Annotated in this window: 15 protein-coding genes; 6 read left to right on the top strand and 9 right to left on the bottom strand. The window is 72.6% G+C overall.

Features of this window, described 5'->3' with window-relative positions:
- The first annotated feature begins 186 nt into the window (after nucleotides 1-186).
- Nucleotides 187-3,249, top strand: coding sequence for a glycoside hydrolase family 9 protein (locus C1I93_RS18145; RefSeq protein WP_223256610.1), 3,063 nt, complete (start codon nucleotides 187-189; stop codon nucleotides 3,247-3,249).
- A gap of 92 nt (nucleotides 3,250-3,341) precedes the next feature.
- On the opposite strand, the gene C1I93_RS18140 is transcribed toward C1I93_RS18145, so the two are convergent.
- The 7 genes from C1I93_RS18140 to bioB form a co-directional block, all read right to left on the bottom strand.
- Nucleotides 3,342-4,019, bottom strand: a complete 678-nt coding sequence (locus C1I93_RS18140; protein ID WP_111244479.1) for a TcmI family type II polyketide cyclase — start codon at nucleotides 4,017-4,019, stop codon at nucleotides 3,342-3,344.
- Between the two features lie 49 nt (nucleotides 4,020-4,068).
- Nucleotides 4,069-5,295 (bottom strand): cytochrome P450 family protein, encoded by a 1,227-nt coding sequence (locus C1I93_RS18135; protein ID WP_111244478.1) that lies wholly within the window; start codon nucleotides 5,293-5,295, stop codon nucleotides 4,069-4,071.
- Nucleotides 5,292-5,612, bottom strand: a complete 321-nt coding sequence (locus tag C1I93_RS18130) for a putative quinol monooxygenase (protein WP_111244477.1) — start codon at nucleotides 5,610-5,612, stop codon at nucleotides 5,292-5,294. Before C1I93_RS18130 ends, C1I93_RS18135 begins: the two co-directional genes overlap by 4 nt.
- The gene (locus C1I93_RS18125) at nucleotides 5,609-7,897 is read right to left on the bottom strand and encodes an FAD-dependent oxidoreductase (protein WP_111244476.1); all 2,289 of its coding nucleotides are present in this window, start codon (nucleotides 7,895-7,897) and stop codon (nucleotides 5,609-5,611) included. The genes C1I93_RS18130 and C1I93_RS18125 overlap by 4 nt, the downstream gene beginning before the upstream one ends.
- Nucleotides 7,898-8,061: 164 nt before the next feature.
- Entirely contained in the window at nucleotides 8,062-8,571 is a 510-nt protein-coding gene (locus C1I93_RS18120; RefSeq protein WP_181445220.1) for a GNAT family N-acetyltransferase, read from the bottom strand.
- A gap of 1 nt (nucleotide 8,572) precedes the next feature.
- On the bottom strand, nucleotides 8,573-8,800 hold the full coding sequence (gene bsaP / locus C1I93_RS18115) for a biotin synthase auxiliary protein BsaP (protein WP_111244475.1): 228 nt from the start codon (nucleotides 8,798-8,800) through the stop codon (nucleotides 8,573-8,575).
- Nucleotides 8,801-8,806: 6 nt separating this feature from the next.
- Complete coding sequence (gene bioB / locus C1I93_RS18110; protein WP_111244474.1) at nucleotides 8,807-9,802, bottom strand: biotin synthase BioB; 996 nt, start codon at nucleotides 9,800-9,802, stop codon at nucleotides 8,807-8,809.
- Between the two features lie 130 nt (nucleotides 9,803-9,932).
- On the opposite strand from bioB, the gene C1I93_RS18105 reads away from it, so the two are divergent.
- Genes C1I93_RS18105 through C1I93_RS18090 form a run of 4 tightly spaced genes read left to right on the top strand, consistent with a single transcriptional unit; the run spans nucleotide 9,933 to nucleotide 14,143 of the window.
- Nucleotides 9,933-11,069: an 8-amino-7-oxononanoate synthase gene (locus C1I93_RS18105; protein WP_111244473.1), complete on the top strand. Its 1,137-nt coding sequence runs from the start codon at nucleotides 9,933-9,935 to the stop codon at nucleotides 11,067-11,069.
- Nucleotides 11,057-11,794: a dethiobiotin synthase gene (gene bioD, locus C1I93_RS18100; RefSeq protein ID WP_111244472.1), complete on the top strand. Its 738-nt coding sequence runs from the start codon at nucleotides 11,057-11,059 to the stop codon at nucleotides 11,792-11,794. Before C1I93_RS18105 ends, bioD begins: the two co-directional genes overlap by 13 nt.
- 46 nt (nucleotides 11,795-11,840) lie before the next feature.
- Complete coding sequence (locus C1I93_RS18095) at nucleotides 11,841-13,469, top strand: sensor histidine kinase (protein WP_223256611.1); 1,629 nt, start codon at nucleotides 11,841-11,843, stop codon at nucleotides 13,467-13,469.
- Nucleotides 13,466-14,143 carry a response regulator gene (locus C1I93_RS18090; protein WP_111244471.1) on the top strand — a complete coding sequence of 226 codons (678 nt, stop codon included), beginning with the start codon at nucleotides 13,466-13,468 and terminating at the stop codon, nucleotides 14,141-14,143. The genes C1I93_RS18095 and C1I93_RS18090 overlap by 4 nt, the downstream gene beginning before the upstream one ends.
- A gap of 115 nt (nucleotides 14,144-14,258) precedes the next feature.
- On the opposite strand, the gene C1I93_RS18085 is transcribed toward C1I93_RS18090, so the two are convergent.
- Together C1I93_RS18085 and C1I93_RS18080 are read right to left on the bottom strand one after the other, a co-directional pair.
- Nucleotides 14,259-15,425 (bottom strand): cytochrome P450, encoded by a 1,167-nt coding sequence (locus C1I93_RS18085; RefSeq protein WP_223256616.1) that lies wholly within the window; start codon nucleotides 15,423-15,425, stop codon nucleotides 14,259-14,261.
- Between the two features lie 73 nt (nucleotides 15,426-15,498).
- A complete protein-coding gene (locus C1I93_RS18080; protein WP_111244480.1) occupies nucleotides 15,499-16,167 on the bottom strand; it encodes a class I SAM-dependent methyltransferase in 669 nt (222 codons plus the stop codon).
- 176 nt (nucleotides 16,168-16,343) lie between these two features.
- On the opposite strand from C1I93_RS18080, the gene C1I93_RS18075 reads away from it, so the two are divergent.
- Nucleotides 16,344-17,273, top strand: a complete 930-nt coding sequence (locus C1I93_RS18075) for a hypothetical protein (protein WP_111244470.1) — start codon at nucleotides 16,344-16,346, stop codon at nucleotides 17,271-17,273.
- Nucleotides 17,274-17,280 lie beyond the last annotated feature (7 nt).

Raw genomic sequence — 17,280 nt, 5'->3', positions numbered from 1 at the left:
GGGTTGGGAAGCTTCCCAACGGGTGGCGGGGCGGATTACATTGTCAGGTATCCATGGGAGCGCTCCCGGTCCCGATGGAACACACCCCCCTCGCCACCACCGCCGGCAGCTGTCCGACCCGCCGCCTGCCCGTCGCCACGGGCCCGGCCCGTGCTGCCTGCCTCGCATCGACAGGAGCACAGTCGAATGCACATCAGATGGCCCCGCCGCGCCGGAGCGGCACGACCCCGAACACTGTTGACCACCGCGACGGCGCTGCTGACCGGGCTCGCGCTCGCGGTCGGCGTCCCCGCGACCGCCTCCACCGCCGCGCCGACGGCCGGATCGGGCGCGCCGACCGCGGGATCGGACGCGCCGACGGCCGGATCGGGCGCGCCGACGGCCGGATCGGGCGCGCCGACCGCGGGATCGGACGCGCCGACGGCCGGATCGGGCGCGCCGTCGGCCGGATCGGACGCGCCGACCGCGGGATCGGGCGCGCCGCAGCACGGATCTGCTGCGGCGGATGCGGCACCCACCTTCAATTACGCGGAAGCGTTGCAGAAGTCGCTGCTCTTCTATGAGGCACAGCAGTCCGGAAAGCTGCCGGAGTGGAACCGGGTCTCGTGGCGCGCCGACTCGGCGCTGCGCGACGGCGCGGACGTCGGGGTGGACCTCACCGGAGGGTGGTACGACGCCGGTGACCACGTCAAGTTCGGCTTCCCGATGGCGTTCAGCGCCACCATGCTCGCCTGGGGTGCGGTGGAGTACCGCTCCGGCTACGCCGCCTCCGGCCAGCTCACCCACCTGCTGAACAATCTGCGCTTCGTCAACGACTACTTCGTCAAGGCGCATCCCGCACCGAATGTCCTCTATGGACAGGTGGGTAAGGGCGACGACGACCACAAGTGGTGGGGCCCGGCCGAGGTGATGCCGATGGCGCGGCCCGCGTACAAGATCGATGCGAGCTGTGGCGGCGCGGACCTGGCGGGGGAGACGGCGGCGGCGATGGCCGCGTCGTCCATGGTGTTCCGGCCGACCGACGCCGCGTACGCCGACAAGCTTGTCACCCACGCTCGGCAGCTCTACACCTTCGCCGACACGGTGCGTAAGAGCTACCACGAGTGCATCACCGACGCGACCAGCTTCTACCGCTCCTGGAGTGGCTACCAGGACGAGCTGGTGTGGGGCGCGATCTGGCTGTACCGGGCCACCGGCGACGCCGCGTACCTGACCAAGGCGGAGAGCGAGTACGACAGGCTCGGCACCGAGCCGCAGAGCACCACCCGCTCCTACAAGTGGACGGTGGCCTGGGACAACAAGCAGTTCGGCGCGTACGTGCTGCTGGCCAACCTGACCGGCAAGCAGAAGTATGTCGACGACGCCAACCGTTGGCTGGACTTCTGGACCGTCGGGGTGAACGGCGAGCGGGTCCGCTACTCGCCGGGCGGGATGGCCGTGCTCGACTCCTGGGGGGCGCTGCGCTACGCCGCCAACACCGCGTTCGCCGCCCTCGTGTACAGCGACAAGACCACCGACGCGACCCGCAAGGCCCGCTACAAGGACTTCGCCGTCCGGCAGATCAACTATGCGCTCGGCGACAACCCGCGCAACTCCAGCTACGTGATCGGCTTCGGCGCCAACTCGCCCAAGAACCCGCACCACCGTACGGCGCACGGCTCCTGGTGGGACAACATGACCGTACCCACGGAGACCCGGCACACCCTCTACGGTGCGCTGGTCGGCGGGCCGTCGTCGCCGAACGACGCGTACACCGACAACCGGTCGGACTACGTGATGAACGAGGTGGCCACCGACTACAACGCCGGTTTCACCTCCGCCCTCGCGCGGCTGACCCAGGAGTACGGCGGCAGCCCGCTCGCCGGCTTCCCGGTCCCCGAGAAGCCCGACATCGACGAGCTGACCGTGGAGACCACGGTGATGCAGAACGAGCCCCGGGCCACCGGACTCAAGGCGATCATCTACAACAAGTCGGCGTTCCCGGCACGGGCGCTGACCGACGCGAAGTTCCGCTACTACTTCCGCACCGACGCCGCCGGGTCGGTGCAGGTCACCCCCGGCTACACCCAGGGCTGCCCGGCGCCGTCCACCGCCCGCCAGGTCAGCGGCGACCTCTGGTACGTCGAGGTCGACTGCACCGGACACACCATCGCCCCGGCCGGGCAGTCGCAGCACCGGATGGAGATTCAGTTCAAGATCGGGGTGCCGGAGGGCGGCACCTGGAACCCGGCCAACGACCCGTCGTACCAGGCGACCGCCGGTCCGAACCGCAACGTGCCGCTCTACGTCGGTGGCACGCGGGTGTGGGGGCAGGAGCCGACGACCGAGGCGGACACCACCCCGCCGACCGTCCCCGGCACCCCGGTGGCCTCCGGGCTCACCTCCCGCTCGGTGACCCTGACCTGGCCGCCGTCCACCGACACCGGCAGCGGGATCGACGGCTACCAGGTGAGCATCCGCATGATCGGCAGCGACGCGATCATGATCCGCGCCAGCAGCACCAACTCGCTGACCATCAGTGACCTGATCCCCGCCCGGACGTACGTGTTCAGCGTGCTGGCCCGGGACAAGGCCGGCAACAGCTCCGTCGCGTCACCCACGGTGACCGTCACCACTCCCGCCGTCGACGAGGGAGACACCACCCCACCGACCGCGCCAAGCAGGTTGACCGCGTCGGCGGTCACCTCGACCGGGGTGACGCTCACCTGGACCCCGTCGACCGACAACGTGGGCGTCACCGGCTACCGGATCTACCGTACGGAGCTGGGTGAGGTCCTGCTCGGCACGGTCACCGGCACCAGTTACACCGTGACCGGGCTACGTCCGCAGTCGACCAACTACTTCTACGTGGTCGCCATCGACGCGGCCGGTAACGCCTCGCCGCCGTCGGCGATGGTCACCGTGACCACCTCGGCACCGCTGCCGACGTCGTCCTGCCGGATCGGGTGGAGCACGAACGACTGGGGCACCGGCTTCACCGCCAACATCACCATCACCAACAGCGGCACCACGGCGATCAACGGCTGGACCCTCGGCTTCACCTTCCCGAACTCCGCCCAGCGGGTCGGTCAGGGCTGGGGCGCCACCTTCCAGCAGACCGGCACGGCGGTGACCGCGACGAACCTCTCCTACAACGGCAACCTCGCGCCGGGCGCCTCGGTGAGCATCGGCTTCAACGGCACCCACTCCGGCACCAACCCGAGGCCCGTCAGCTTCACCCTCAACGGCAACACCTGCACCATCGAGTGACGGCGGGGGCCGGATCCGCGCGCTCACCCGGCAGGCAGCTCCACGCGCGCGGATCCGGGCCTCGGCCGGGGTGGGTGTGGCGCCGGGGTGGCTCAGTCCTCGGCGCGCCAGCGGTAGAACACCTTGGCCACGGCGTCCTCCGGGCCGCGCCAGGTGTCGGGACTGTACGCGCTGACGTACGGGCTGAGATCCTCCATGATCTTGGCGAAGGCCGGGGTGTCGTGGTTCTCCCGGACGGCGGCGAACGAGGCGTCGGTCTGCTCCAGCACATGCAGGTACACGTCGTCGATCGAGTACAGCCAGCGGCCGGTCACGCCGAGGCGCGCCGGCAGCTCACCGGCGTCGGACTCGCCGAAGATGCGCGCCACGTCCGGTTCGGCACCGGGCTTGATCCGGGCGACGATGATGGTCCGGTTCGGGCCGGTCGTCCCGCCGGCCGGCGGTTCGGCCGGCGCCCAGTGATAGAACTGCTTCGCCACCGAGTCGGACGGGTTCTTCCAGTACCTCGGGTACGGCGTCACGTACGGGGCGATGGCCTCGGCGATCTGCTGAAAGGCGGGCAGTCCACGGGTCTGGCCGGTCACCGCGGGGTCGGCGACCCGCTCGATGACGTGGATGTAGAGGTCGTGGAAGGACAGCAGGGTCCGGCCGATGACGCCGAGGTCCTGCGGGCGGGTGGTCCGGTCGTAGTAGCCGAAGGTGTCGGCGACGACGCGTTCGCTCTCTTCGCCGGGCACCATCCGGCAGACGATCACGTTGCGGAAGGTCATGACTGGGACTCCTTGGTGAGTGTGGTCGGTTGTGGACGCGGGGACACCGTCACGCGGCGAACCGAACGGGCAGTTCCAGCAGCCCCCGGAACGGCGACGCGGCCGGCAGCCGGCGCAGCTCGTCGACCGGCACCCCGAGCCGCAGCTCCGGCAGGCGGCGCAGCAACGTCCCGATGCCGATCCGCGCCTCCAGCCGGGCCAGGGAGACGCCCAGGCAGTAGTGGACGCCGTAGCCGAACCCGAGGTGCGGGCCGCGGTCCTGGCGCAGGTCCAGCCGGTCCGGGGCGGTGAAGTGTTCCGGGTCATGGTTGGCCGCGTTGAGCACCACGCCGACGATCGATCCGCGCGGGATGCGGACCCCCTGGTACTCGACGTCCTCGGTGGCGATGCGCGGGCTGGCCACCGGCAGCGGGCCGTCGAAGCGCAGCAGTTCCTCGATGGCCGAGGGCAGAAGCGCCGGCTGTCGCAGCAGCAGGTCGAGCTGGTCGGGGTGGGTCAGCAGCGCCACCACCGCGTTGCCGATGAAGTCGGCAGTGGTCTGGTGGCCGGCGAACAGCAACAGGAAGGTGGTGGTGACCAGTTCCGGTTCGGAGAGCGTCCCCTGCTGGTCGCAGGCGGAGATCAGCGCGCTGATCAAGTCGTCGGCGGGCTGGGCCCGCTTCGCCTGCACCAGTTCGGTGAGGTACCGGTGCAGCTGCGCCTGGGCCTCCTGCACGGCCGCCCGTTCCTGCTCCGGGCTGCGACGCGACGACCCGGAGGTCCGGATCACCTGGGTCCAACCGAGCACCCGGTCGTGGTCGGTCGCCGGTATCCCAAGCAGTTCCGAGATCACCAGCATCGGCAGCGGGATCGCGAAGTCACGCATCAGCTCGGCCTCGCCGTGCGGCACGATCTTGTCGAGCAGGTCGTTCACGATCTGCGTCACCCGGGGTTGCATCGCCTCGATCCGGCGCGGCGCGAACGCCTGCGACACCAGCCGCCGCAGCCGCGTGTGCTCCGGCGGGTCGGCGTTGAGCATGTTCTTGTTCAGGCCCGCCGAGTTCGGGCCGAAGATGCGCAGGTAGTGCTCCTGCGGGCCGTACAGGTCCTTGGACAGCCGGGGGTCGGTGAGCGCGGTGCGGGCGTCGTCGAAGCGGCTGATCAGGTACGAGTCGAACCGCGGCGAACTGACCGGGCAGACCGGCTGCTCGGCGCGCAGCCGGGCGAATGTCGGGTACGGGTCGGCGGCGAACTCGTCGGTGTAGAGCTCGGACGCGGGGATCGGGCACTCGGTCATCGGTCCTCCTGCGGCCCGCCGCGCATGCTGTGCAGCACCTGGTAGGTGTGGCGTTGCGCGGACTCGCGCAGGTCACGGATCACCCGCAGCAGCTCGTCGCGCTGGGCGCTGCGGCCGAAGGCCTCCAGCCGATCACGGTCGGACCAATCGCTGATGATCAGGTAGCTGCGCGGGTCGTCGGCGTCACGGACCAGGTCCTGGCGCAGGCAGCCGTCCAGCGCACCGATCTTCTCCGCCGCCGCGAGCCACTCGGCCTCGAACCGTTCCGCACACCCCGGCCGGGTCCGCATCGCCAGCACCGTCCGCACGGTGCTCACTTCGCACCCCCGAAGACCAGGTGCAGGTTCTTGCGCAGCCCGTCGGCGTCGATCGGCTGGCTGCGGAAGCTCACGTGTCCGTCCGGGCGGATCAGGTACAGGGCGGTGCTGGTGACGCCGTACCGGGCGCGGAACTCCCCGGCGGTGTCGCGCAGCACCGGCGGGGCGAGCAGTCGTGGCTGCGGGGCCTCCGGGTCGAGCAGCAGGTACGCGTCGAGTTCCCCGGCCGCCAGGGCCCGCAGGTCGGCGTAGATCTTCTCCACTGCGGCGACCGCCGCCTCGTCGGCCGTGCCGTCCGCGTACAGCAGGAGGGTGTGCCGGGTGCCGCGGGTGAGGTCGCGCAGCCGCAGCGGGTGACCGACGCCGCGGCGGTGCAAGCCACCGACGTCCGGTGCCTGCTCGCCCGGGCGTGGGCCGGCCCGCAGGGCGTCGGGGTCGGTGACGGTCTCACCGACCAGTGGGCTGTTGGCGTAGCTGAGCAGCATCGACATCTCCTGAAGGAACTGCCGCTTCAGGTCCTCGCGGTCCAGCTCGTCGGTGAACGCCATCCGCACCGCCCGGCCGACGATCTCCTCGCCCTCTGGGCGCCGTTCGGCCTCATAGCTGTCCAGCAGCCCCGACGCGGCCTTCCCGCGCACCGCCAGAGCCACCTTCCAGGCGAGGTTCCAGGCGTCCTGGATGCCGGTGTTCATGCCCTGCCCGCCGGCCGGCGGGTGCAGGTGGGCCGCGTCGCCGGCCACGAAGACCCGGCCGTGGCGGTAGCGGTCGACGATGCCGTGGCTGATCCGGAACACCGACGACCAGCGCAGGTTCGACGCCCGGGTGCCGGGCGGAGCCAGCCGGTCGATGGCGGCCTGCACGTCGGCGAGGGTCGGCTCGCCCAGTTCCTCGCTGAAGCCGGGAGGGGCGTCCTGGCCACCGGTCTGGGCGAAGAACCTCGGCGGCGCCAGGGTGGCGATCCGGTAGCGGGACTCGCCGCGCAGCGGCACGCAGATCAGCATGCCGTCCATCCGGCCGTCGGTCTCGTGCATGAACCGCAGCAGGTGCCCGTCGGGCATGTCCCAGTCCACGTCGACGTCGGCGAGCATGAACAGCTGCGGGAACCGGCCCAGCCCGCCGGCGAAGGTGAGCCCGAGCAGCTCGCGGACGGCGCTGTGCGCGCCGTCGCAGCCGAGCAGGTACTTCGCGCGTACCGTCTCCTCGCCGCCGGGGGTGTCGAGGGTGGCGGTGACGCCGTCGTCGTCCTGGGTGAAGGCGGTCAACGCGGTGCCCCGGCGGGGGCGTACGCCGAGGGTGGCGAGGCGTTCGGTGAGGATCCGCTCGGTTTCGTACTGGGGCAGCCCGAGGTGCGCGTACGGCAGTTCGGGCAGCTCCCAGCTCATCCGGTGCGTCTCGTGGCCGTTGACGAACACCATGTTGCCGGTCAGCCAGGTCCCGGCGTCCATCGCCTCGCGCACGACGCCCTGCTCCTCCCAGAGTTCCATGGTGCGGCAGTGCACCCCGATCGCCTTGTCGGCGTGCGCGGGCGGGGTGGCCCGCTGCTCCACCAGCCGGCAGTCGACGCCGCGCCGGGCCAGCTCGATGGCGGCGGTCAGCCCGGTGGGACCCGCCCCGACGATGAGTACGTCCGTTGTCGTGTGCACGTCGCTCTCCTTACTCGGTGTGCGGCCGCGGTCGGCGCCGGCCACATCGGCGGAAGCCGCCACGCCGTGGAACAGGCGGCGGCGGATCCGGAGCAGGAACTCAGCGATCGGTCCGGCCTCCTCTCGCGCGTGTGCGGGGTTGGCGATCCACCTGTGGAACTCGGCGGCACCGGTCCACTCGGCGAAGATGTGGAAAGTGTCCGAGCCCGGCTCGTGCAGCAGGTCCTCCCGCAGGTAGCCGGGCACGCTGGCCATCCGGTCCAGCACCTGCGGATAGCCGCGGTCGAACTCGGCACGCCGGGCCGCCGGCACGGTCAGCTCGACGTCCACCAAGACGGTCGAGCCGCCGTCGGGCACGTCGCGCATCACCCGGCGGTCGCCGGCGGCGGGCGGTTCGCACAGCGGTCGGACGGCCTCGGCGAACCGCGCGGCGATCGGCCCCTGCTCGTAGTCGCGCAGGGCGGCCTCGTCGGTCCACTCGGTGACGACGAAACAGGAGCGCGGGTCGGTGGCGTCGACGAAAAGGTCCCGCAGCAGGTTTTCGGGTAGCTCGCCGATCGCCGCGTGGGCCGCGTGCCAGGCGGAGGCCACAGCTGGTTCGCAGCCGGGACGGGCACGCAGCCGGACCATCGTCCTGATCATGTAGTTCCCCTTCGACGGCGCGTGCCGCGACCCTGCCAAAGGTCGCGTCATTGCGCCGTCACCGGAGACTGGCGGGCAGTCCGCCGTTGGTGACGCCCGGGAACGCCGTCGCTGCCCCGCACGAACGGGTGGATTGGCCGGACGGTCAGCTGGACCCGGGGCGGTTAGCCGGGCAGGTCGTCGGCGAGCAGATCCATCAGCAGGCCGTCGTGCCAGCGGCCGTCGTCGCCGCGCTCGTAGCGACGCAACACGCCTACCGGCCGGAAGCCCACCTTCGCGTACGCCCGGATCGCGGCGGTGTTCGCCGCCGCCGGGTCGATGGTGAACCGGTGGTGCCCGTGGGCGTCGATCAGGTGCCGGAGCAGGGTGCGGATGGCGTCGCCGCCGAGCCCGGCACCGCGTACCGACGGGTCGAGGAATACGTCCAGGCTGGCGTGCCGGTAATCCGGGTCCTCCTCGGCGTACCACTGGATCGCGCCGACCACCCGCCCGCCGTGCTCGATGGCGTACACGGTCAGGTTCTCGTCGGCGAGATCGGCGGCGACAGTGGCGGCGAGGTCGTCGTCGCCACGCCACCAGCGGCGTACCTCCGGTTCGGCGCGGATGGCGGCGAGAGCCGGCACGTCGGCGGCGCCCGCCGGGCGCAGCGTCACCGCCGCTCCGCGCAGCAGCATGTCAGCCTCGCGCCTGGCCGTGCTCGACGCAGGTCGCCGACCAGCCGACCGGCAGCACCTGCACCTTCATCCGCCGCCGGCAGTGCGCGCAGTACCGGGGCGGCTCCAACGCCCGAGCCGCCGCGCACCCCTGGTGCGCTCCGCTCCCGGTGGCCTCGCCGCACCTGTCGCACCACGGCCCGCCCGCACCGGCGGTGGCGGCAGCCGTCGGCCTCAAGGCGTCACCCATGGCGCGTCACAGCGTCGCCGAGAGCGCCTTGACCGGCATCTTCAGGTCGTCCAGCAGCTTCAGGTCGTCGGTCGCCGGCCGGCCGAGGGTGGTCAGGTAGTTGCCGACGATCACCGCGTTGATGCCGCCGAGCAACCCGTCGCGGGTGCCCAGGTCACCCAGGGTGAGTTCCCGGCCACCCGCGTACCGCAGGATGGTGCGCGGCATGGCCAGCCGGAACGCGGCGATGGCCCGCAACGCGTCCTTGCCCTCGACCACCGGACGGTCGCCGAGCGGAGTGCCCGGCCGGGGGTTGAGGAAGTTCAGCGGCACCTCGTGCGGGTCCAACTCGGCGAGCTGCGCCGCGAACTCGGCCCGCTGCTCCACCGTCTCGCCCAGCCCGAGGATGCCGCCGCAGCAGACCTCCATGCCGGACTCCCGGACCATCCGCAGCGTCTCCCAGCGCTCCTCCCAGGTGTGTGTGGTGACCACGTTCGGGAAGTACGACCGGCAGGTCTCCAGGTTGTGGTTGTAGCGATGCACGCCCATCTCGACCAGCTCGTCGACCTGCTCCTGGGTGAGCATGCCCAGCGAGGCGGCGACCTGGATGTCGACCTCGGCCTTGATCGCCGCCACGCCCTCGCGCAGCTGCGTCATCAGCCGGGCGTCCGGGCCGCGCACGGCGGCCACGATGCAGAACTCGGTCGCCCCGGTGGCGGCGGTCTGCTTCGCCGCCTCGACCAGCGAGGGAATGTCCAGCCAGACCGAGCGCACCGGCGAGGCGAACAGGCCCGACTGGGAGCAGAAGTGGCAGTCCTCCGGGCAGCCGCCGGTCTTCAGCGAGACGATGCCCTCGACCTCGACCTCCGGGCCGCACCAGCGCATCCGTACCTCGTGGGCGAGTTGCAGCGCGGCCGGTAGGTGCTCGTCGGGCAGGTTCAGCACGGCGAGGACACCGGCCTCGTCGAGGCCGACGCCGTTCTCCAGCACCCGGGTGCGGGCCTGGTCGAGGATCTCTGGCATGGCTCGTACCCTACAAGGCCGCCGGACCGGCAGGTACCGGGTCGATCCGCCGTCGGAGTGGAGCCGCCGCCCGCCGGCCGGCGGGTGGTAACTTCGCCCCGCGGTAGCGGGTCGAGGGCAGGAGGCGACGGTGGCGGACTGGCTGGCGGCGCTGGACCGCCGTGCCGAGCTGCGGGCGAAGGCGGGACTGACCCGCCGGCTGCGCCCGCGCGGCGCCGACGACGCCGTGGTCGACCTGGCCGGCAACGACTACCTGGGCCTGGCCACGCATCCCGAGGTGGTCGCCGCCGCCAGCAGAGCCCTCACCGAGTACGGGCTGGGGGCGACCGGGTCGCGGCTGGTGCGCGGCTCCACGTACGCCCACCACGCGCTGGAGGAGACGCTCGCCGGCTGGCTCGGCACGGACCGGGCCCTCGTCTTCTCCTCCGGCTACCTGGCCAACCTCGCCGCGATCCGGGCCCTGGTGCGACCCCGCACGCTGCTGGTCTCCGACGCGCACAACCACGCCTCACTCATCGACGGCTGCCGCCTGGCCGGCGCCGAGACGCATGTCACCCCGCACGCCGACGTCGACGCGGTCGCCGCGGCCCTGGCCGGCGCGCCCGGCCGCCCGGCGGTGGTGGTCACCGAATCGATCTTCTCCGTCGACGGTGACCTGGCCCCGCTGGCCCGGCTGCACGCCGTCGCCCGCGAACACGGGGCGTTGCTGCTCGTCGACGACGCGCACGCGCTCGGCGTGACCGGCCCGGCCGGAGCCGGCGCGGTGGCCGCCGCCGGATTGGCCGGTGCACCGGACGTGGTGGTCACCGCCACCCTCTCCAAGGCGCTCGGCGGCGCGGGCGGTGTGGTGGCCGGCCCGGCCGAGTACGTCCGACACCTGGTGGAGACCGCCCGGACCTTCATCTACGACACCGCCCTGCCGCCCGCCGTGGCGGCCGGGGTGCGCGCCGCCGTCGACCTGGCCCGGGCCGGTGACGAGCTGCGCGCCGAACTTGTCGAGCGGGCCCACCTCGCGGCGCGCCGGCTGCGGGCCGCCGGGCTCGACGTCAGCACCCCCGACGCCGCCGTCGTCTCGGTGACCGCACCAGGACCCGAGGCGGCCACCGCCTGGGCCGCCGCCTGCCTCGACCGGGCAGTGGCGGTCGGCTGTTTCCGCCCGCCCTCCACCCCGGACAGCCGGTCCCGGTTGCGCCTCACCATCGGCGCGGGGGTGGCGCGGGCGGACTTCGCAGATGCCCTGGAGGTCATCGTGGAATGCGCGCCATGACGGATCAGTGGCGGGGGCCGGTGCTGGTCACCGGGACCGACACCGAGGTCGGCAAGACGGTGGTGACCGCGGCGATCACCGCTGCGGCGCAGGCGGCGGGGCTGCGGGTCGCGGTCGTCAAACCCGGCCAGACCGGCACCACCGCCGGGGTGCCCGGCGACGTGGAGGCGGTCACCCGGCTGGCCGCCCCGATGACCGGCCGTACGCTGGCCAGCTTCCCCGACCCGCTGGCGCCGCTGGCCGCCGCGCGGGTGGCCGGGATGCCGCCGCTGGAGCTGTACAGCGCCGTCGACGCGGTCCGGGAGGAAGCCGACAAGCACGACCTGGTGCTCGTCGAGGGGGCCGGTGGACTGCTCGTACCGATGGGTCTGCGTCCCTCGGGCGAGCCCTGGACGGTGGCCGACCTGGCGGTGTCGCTCGGCGCGCCGGCGGTGGTGGTGGCCCGCGCCGGGCTCGGCACCCTCAACCACACCGCACTCACCCTGGAGGCCCTGGACCGGCGGGCCGTGCCGGCCGGTGTGGTGATCGGCGCCTGGCCGGCCACCCCGGAACTGGTGCACTGGGCCAACCTCGGTGACCTGCTGCCGAACCTGCTCGGCGCGCTGCCGGCCGGTGCCGGGGCGATGGATCCGGGGGTGTTCCGCCGTTCGGCACCGGGCTGGCTGACCCCGGCGCTGTACGGCGTGCTCGACGACTGGCGCGCCTGGGCCGACGAGATCAGCTGACTTTCGTCAGTGTCGACCCCGACCAGGGGTCGGTAGCGTGACCGCCGTGCGAAGCCGGTGGTGGAGCCACCCGAATCCGGGCGGGAGTTCCGAGAGATGGCGTGACCTGCTGCTCTGGGCGGTGGTGGCCGCACCGTTCGGATATGCCGGCGCCACGCCGCCGTACTCCTTCGACGGGATGGTGTCGCTGCTCGTCGCCCTGGGCGGGGCCGGTGCCGCGGCCGCGGTCAGCCGACGGCTGCCGCTGGCCGCCGTGCTCCTGGTGGTGCTCGGTACCTTTATCGACGCCAACTTCGTCTTCACCATCCCGGTGTTCAGCTATCTGACCGGGCGGCGCAGCAGCAGCACCACGCCGGTGGCGGTGGCCTTCGCGGTGATCGCGACCAGTGGCACCGTGCTCCACCTCGGGCTGCTCGACACCGGCATGGCCAACTGGTTCCTGCTCGTCACGGTGCTTCTCTTCGCCGGGGTGTTCCCCTGGCTGGTCGGCAGGTACCGGCGGCAACAGGTAGCCCTGGCCGCTGCCGGCCACCGCTACGAGCAGGCGCGGCAGCACGAGCGGCAGGGCGCGGCGGAACGGATCCGGCTGCGTGAACGGGCCCGCATCGCGCAGGAGATGCACGACTCGCTCGGACACGCGTTGAGCCTTGTCGCGTTGCGCGCCGCCGCGTTGGAACTCGCCGCCGACCTCGATCCCCGGCACCGCGCCGCCGCCGGGGAACTGCGGGCCAGCGTCGCGGCGGCCACCGCGCAACTGCACGGCATCATCGGGGTGCTCCGCGAGGAGACCGACCCGGTCACCGTCCGTCCCGCCGGGGACAGCATCGCCGACCTGGTCGACGGTGCCCGGGAGGCCGGCATGGCGGTGCGGCTGGACCTGCCAGAGGTGCTGCCGGTGCTGCCGGAGCTGACCGCGCACGCCGCGTACGGGCTGGTCCGCGAGGCGTTGACGAACGCCGCCCGGTACGCCCCCGGCGCCGAGGTGACCGTCAGCCTGCGCCAGCGGGCGGACGGGGTGGAGATCGGGGCGATGAACGAGGCACCGCCGGCCGGTCCGCTGCCCGGACCACCCGCCACCGGCTCCGGCCTGCTCGCTCTGGCCGAACGGGTCCGGCTCGCCGGTGGTTCGCTGCACACCGGGGTACGGCCCGACGGCGGCTTCGCGGTCCAGGCCCGGCTACCCGTCGGCGACTCGGCCGTCACCGGCGACCCGGCGCGCACCGGTGCCCCGACCGTCGCCGACCGCCCGGCTCTCGCCGGTCTCTCGGCTGCTGTCGGCCAGGTGGCCGCTGTCGGTCGTGAGGCTTCGGTCGATCCGCCGCCCCTCGCCCCGCTGGCGGAACGGCTGCTGGGCGAGGCGCGGCGGCAGGTGCGGCGCAGCCTGCTGGTGGCGTTCGGCACGCCGGCCGGTCTCGCGCTGGCGCTGGCACTGATCTACTACCCGGTCGCCACCATCGGCGCGGTGCTGGACCGCGACACCTTCGAGCAGCTGCCGGTCGGGGTGGCCCGGGCAGACCTGGTCGGCCTGCCGCCCCGACAGGTCGACCGGCCCGCCGGGGCGCCGCCGGGCTGCGAGTACTACACGGACGGGGCCACCTTTCCGTTGGCCCAGCCGACCTGGCGGTTGTGCTTCGCCGACGGGCGGTTGACCAGCAAGGAGCGGATCAACGAATGACAGGCATCTCAGCGGAGCCGGTCCGGGTGCTGCTCGCCGACGACGAGGCGATGATCCGGGCCGGGGTCCGGGCGATCCTCGCCACCGACCCGGGCATCGAGGTGGTCGCCGAGGCCGGCGACGGCCGGACGGCGGTGGAGCTGGCCCGCGCCCACCGTCCCCGGCTGGCCCTGTTGGACATCCGGATGCCGAAGCTGGACGGGCTCGCCGCCGCCGCCGAGATCCGCCGGCTGGTGCCGCAGACCGCCACCGTCATGCTGACCACGTTCGGTGAGGACGACCATGTGGCTCGGGCGCTGGGACACGGGGCCAGCGGCTTCCTGCTCAAGTCCGGCGATCCACGGGAGTTGATCGCCGGGGTGCACGCGGTGGCCGGCGGCGGGGCGTACCTCTCCCCGACGGTGGCCCGTCGGGTCATCGAGCTGGGTGGTGACCGGGTCGCCCGCCGGCCGTTGGCCCGGGACCGCCTGGCCGGGCTGACCGGCCGGGAGCGGGAAGTGCTGGCGCTGGTCGGGGCCGGATTGTCGAACGCCGAGATCGCCCGCCGGCTGCACCTGGTGGAGGGCACCGTGAAGACCTACCTGACCAGCATCTTCACCCGGCTGGAGGTGCGTAACCGGGTGCAGGCGGCCATCCTCGCGTACGAGGCGGGGCTGGTCGAGTCGCTCGACTAGCGCCTCGTCTTTGACGGGCGGAAGCGATTGTCGTCAGGACGGTGATTTCACGGTGAAATCAAAATTTCACGGTGAAATCGCGCCTGTTCACGAATGTGCTGCTGGCCTGGTCCGGTCAGCGGTGCACGAGGAAGGTGTCGGGCATCCGGAAGGTCAGGTTGTCCGGGCACCAGGGGGCCCGAGCCACGCGCACCCCGGCCAGTAGTTCGGCGGTCTCGGCGACCACCGTGGCGGCCTCCATCCGGGCGAGCTGGTCGCCGACGCAGCGGTGCGGGCCCGCCCCGAAGGCCAGGTGCCGGCGAGAACCGGGTTGCCCCGGCCGGAACTCGTCGGGGGCTGGGACGATCGCCGGGTCCCGCCCGGCCCGGGCCAGCCACAACACGATGCTGGTGCCCGCCGGCACCGCCGTCCCGCCCAGCGTGGTGTCCACGGCGGCGACCCGGCGCCAGGTGACGATCGGCGGCTCCAGCCGCAGCCCCTCCTCGACCACGTCGGCGACCGCGACCGAGCCGTCGCGCAGCCCGGCGAGCACCGCCGGCTCGCCGGTGAGCCGGTGCAGCAGCAGGGTGAGGAACTGCGAGGTGGTCTCCTGGCCGGCGACCAGCAGGAAGAACAGTGCGCCGACGACCACGTCGGGCGGGTGCCCGGCGGCCCGCAGCCGCCCGGCCAGGCCACCGCCGGTGGCGGCGAACTCGCGCAGCACCAGATGGAAACGACCCACCTCGGTGGCGAGGGTCTGCTGCCGGTCGGCGTCCAGCGGTGCCCAGAACAGCTCCAACGCGGCGCGGGCGAAGTCCTTCACCGCCGCCACCGGGGCGTCGGGCAGCTCCACCAGCCGGGCCAGCACCAGCAGCGGCAGGTCGGCGGCGAGTCCGGCGTGCAGGTCCACCGGTACGCCGGTGTCCAGGGTGGCGTCCAGCGCGGCCACCCGGCGGCGGACCAGTGCGGCCAGCCAGTCCCGCTGGGCGGCCACCCGGGTCGGGTGCAGCGCCTCGGCGACAAGAGCGCGGATCTCCGGGTGGCTGACGCCGCTGTTGTTGGCGAGCGTCGGGGGCAGCCGGAACCGGTGCGCGGCGAGGGTGCGCAGCGCGGCCACCGGCATCGGCGTGACCGCGTCCAGGGCGTTGTCCGGCCGGTACCTTATCGGGTCGGTGAGCACCTCGCGGACCAGCGCGTGCCGGGTCACCAGCAGGTGGGCCACGCCCACGTGGTCGGTGACCCGGGCGACGTCCGGCCACCGCTGCCCGCCACCATCGGCCCCGGGGCGTGCGCCGGCCACCACGCCGCTACCGGCCCCGGTCGCGTCGGTGGTCGTCGGGGCCCGCTCCCAGCTGCGGAAGAGCACGCGCGCCACGCTAGTCGGCCGGTTTCGCACTGCCCGTGCGCAGCTGCCAGACGGTGGTGCGCTTCACGCGTACGCTCTCCAGCGCCTCGCTGACCGGGACGTCGTAGCTGGCGAGTTCGTCGAAGCGTTCTCGGGGCAGGAAGGCGCGCCCGGGATCGCCGACCAGCACCTGCGCCCCGCCGCGCGCGGCACGCAGGAGGAACCGCAGCACCCGGTTGGTCATCACCTCGCTGTAGAACACGTCTCCGGCGAGAACCACCTCGGCGCCGCCCGCGTCGTCGTCGAGGACGTCGGCGAGTTCGGCGTCGACGCGTACGCCATTGGCTTCGGCATTGAGCGCGACGGCCGCGACGGCCAGCTTGTCGATCTCCACCGCGCGCACGGCGGCGGCACCGGCCCGGGCGGCGGCGATGGCCACCAGCCCGGAGCCGGCGGCCAGGTCCAGCACCCGGCGGCCGGCGACCAACTGCGGATGGTCGGTGACGTACCGGGCGAGGCCCTGCCCGCCGGCCCAGGCAAACGCCCAGAACGGTGGGGGTTGGTCGCTGCGGAACTCGCCCTCGGTCAGCTCCCACAGCCCGATCGGCTCGTCCGCTTGGTGCAGTCGCACCTCGGGCACGAAGGCGACGGGTGCGAGTCGGGCGTGCAGCCGGACGAAGGCGGTGGAGAGTTCGGACACCCGGCGATTGTGCCCGGTCACCCGTTACGGCGTGTCGCGGGTCTGCCGTGACCGGTTCAATACCGTACGTGAAATCGGGCATCTTGCTTCACAATACGTGCGAACACGCCCGTCTACCGGCTTCCCCCGGGCCCTCATAGCGTGGTGAGTGGAGGCGACCAACAGGAGGACGGATCGTGAAGAGGCTGTGGCGGAACACGCTACGGATCGGTGTGGCGCTGGCATGTCTCACGGGTGTGGACGTCGCCATGGCCGCATCGGCGCACGCGGCACCCGCCACCGAACTCAGCGGCCTGCCGAACCAGTTCATCGCCGGCGGGCGGGTGGAGACGATCTCTGCGGTGGTGTCGCGATCCGACCAGGCGGACTGCATCAAGGTCCGCTGGTCGATGGTGCTCGCGGTGCAGGGGATGCGGCTGGACCAGGTGCGGGTGGACCGGATCGAGGAAAACGGGTCGTTCCCGGTGGAGATCCAGACCGACGGCGACGTCGCCCGGCTCACCGACAGGCAACTCGACCCGGGCACACTCTGTCCGGGGCGTACGGTGACCGCGCAGTACCGGATGGCGTTCGCCGGTGACGTCGCGCAGGGCCGGATCAGCCTGACCGCCGAGGCGTACGACCCGAACCTGCAACTGCTGGCCCGGCAGAGCGCGCAGCGGTCGGTGGTCGGTCAGGGTGGGGCGGCCCAGCCGAGCAGTGCACCGCCGACCGCGCTGCCGACCGATGCGGCGACAGTGGATCCGGACGAGGAACCGACTGTGGACCCTGACGAGGAGAGTGACCTGGCCGACGACGCCGGTTACGCAGGTGGCGCGGAGGAGACGCCGGCGGCGGGCGCGGCCGGCAACCAGGTCTCGCAGACCGGCACCGGGATCGGCCTGACCGAGGCCGCGTTCCTGCTCGGTGGGCTGCTGCTCTTCCTCGGCGTGGGTCTGTTGCTGCGGCTGCGGCAACTCACCCGCGAACCCGATCCGGCCACTGCCGCCGCTGGTGCCCCTGCCGCGGGCAGCCCTGCCGCTGCGGGCCCCTTCGGCCGTTGGGAACGCCAACCCGGCCGCCGCTCCCAGTGGCGCACCGTCCCCCGCGACACCCCTCATCCCTGAGGCGCCC

The sequence above is a fragment of the Micromonospora endophytica genome (assembly GCF_003236305.1).
Taxonomy (GTDB): domain Bacteria; phylum Actinomycetota; class Actinomycetes; order Mycobacteriales; family Micromonosporaceae; genus Micromonospora; species Micromonospora endophytica.
This window is presented reverse-complemented; position numbering and strand designations above follow the sequence as displayed.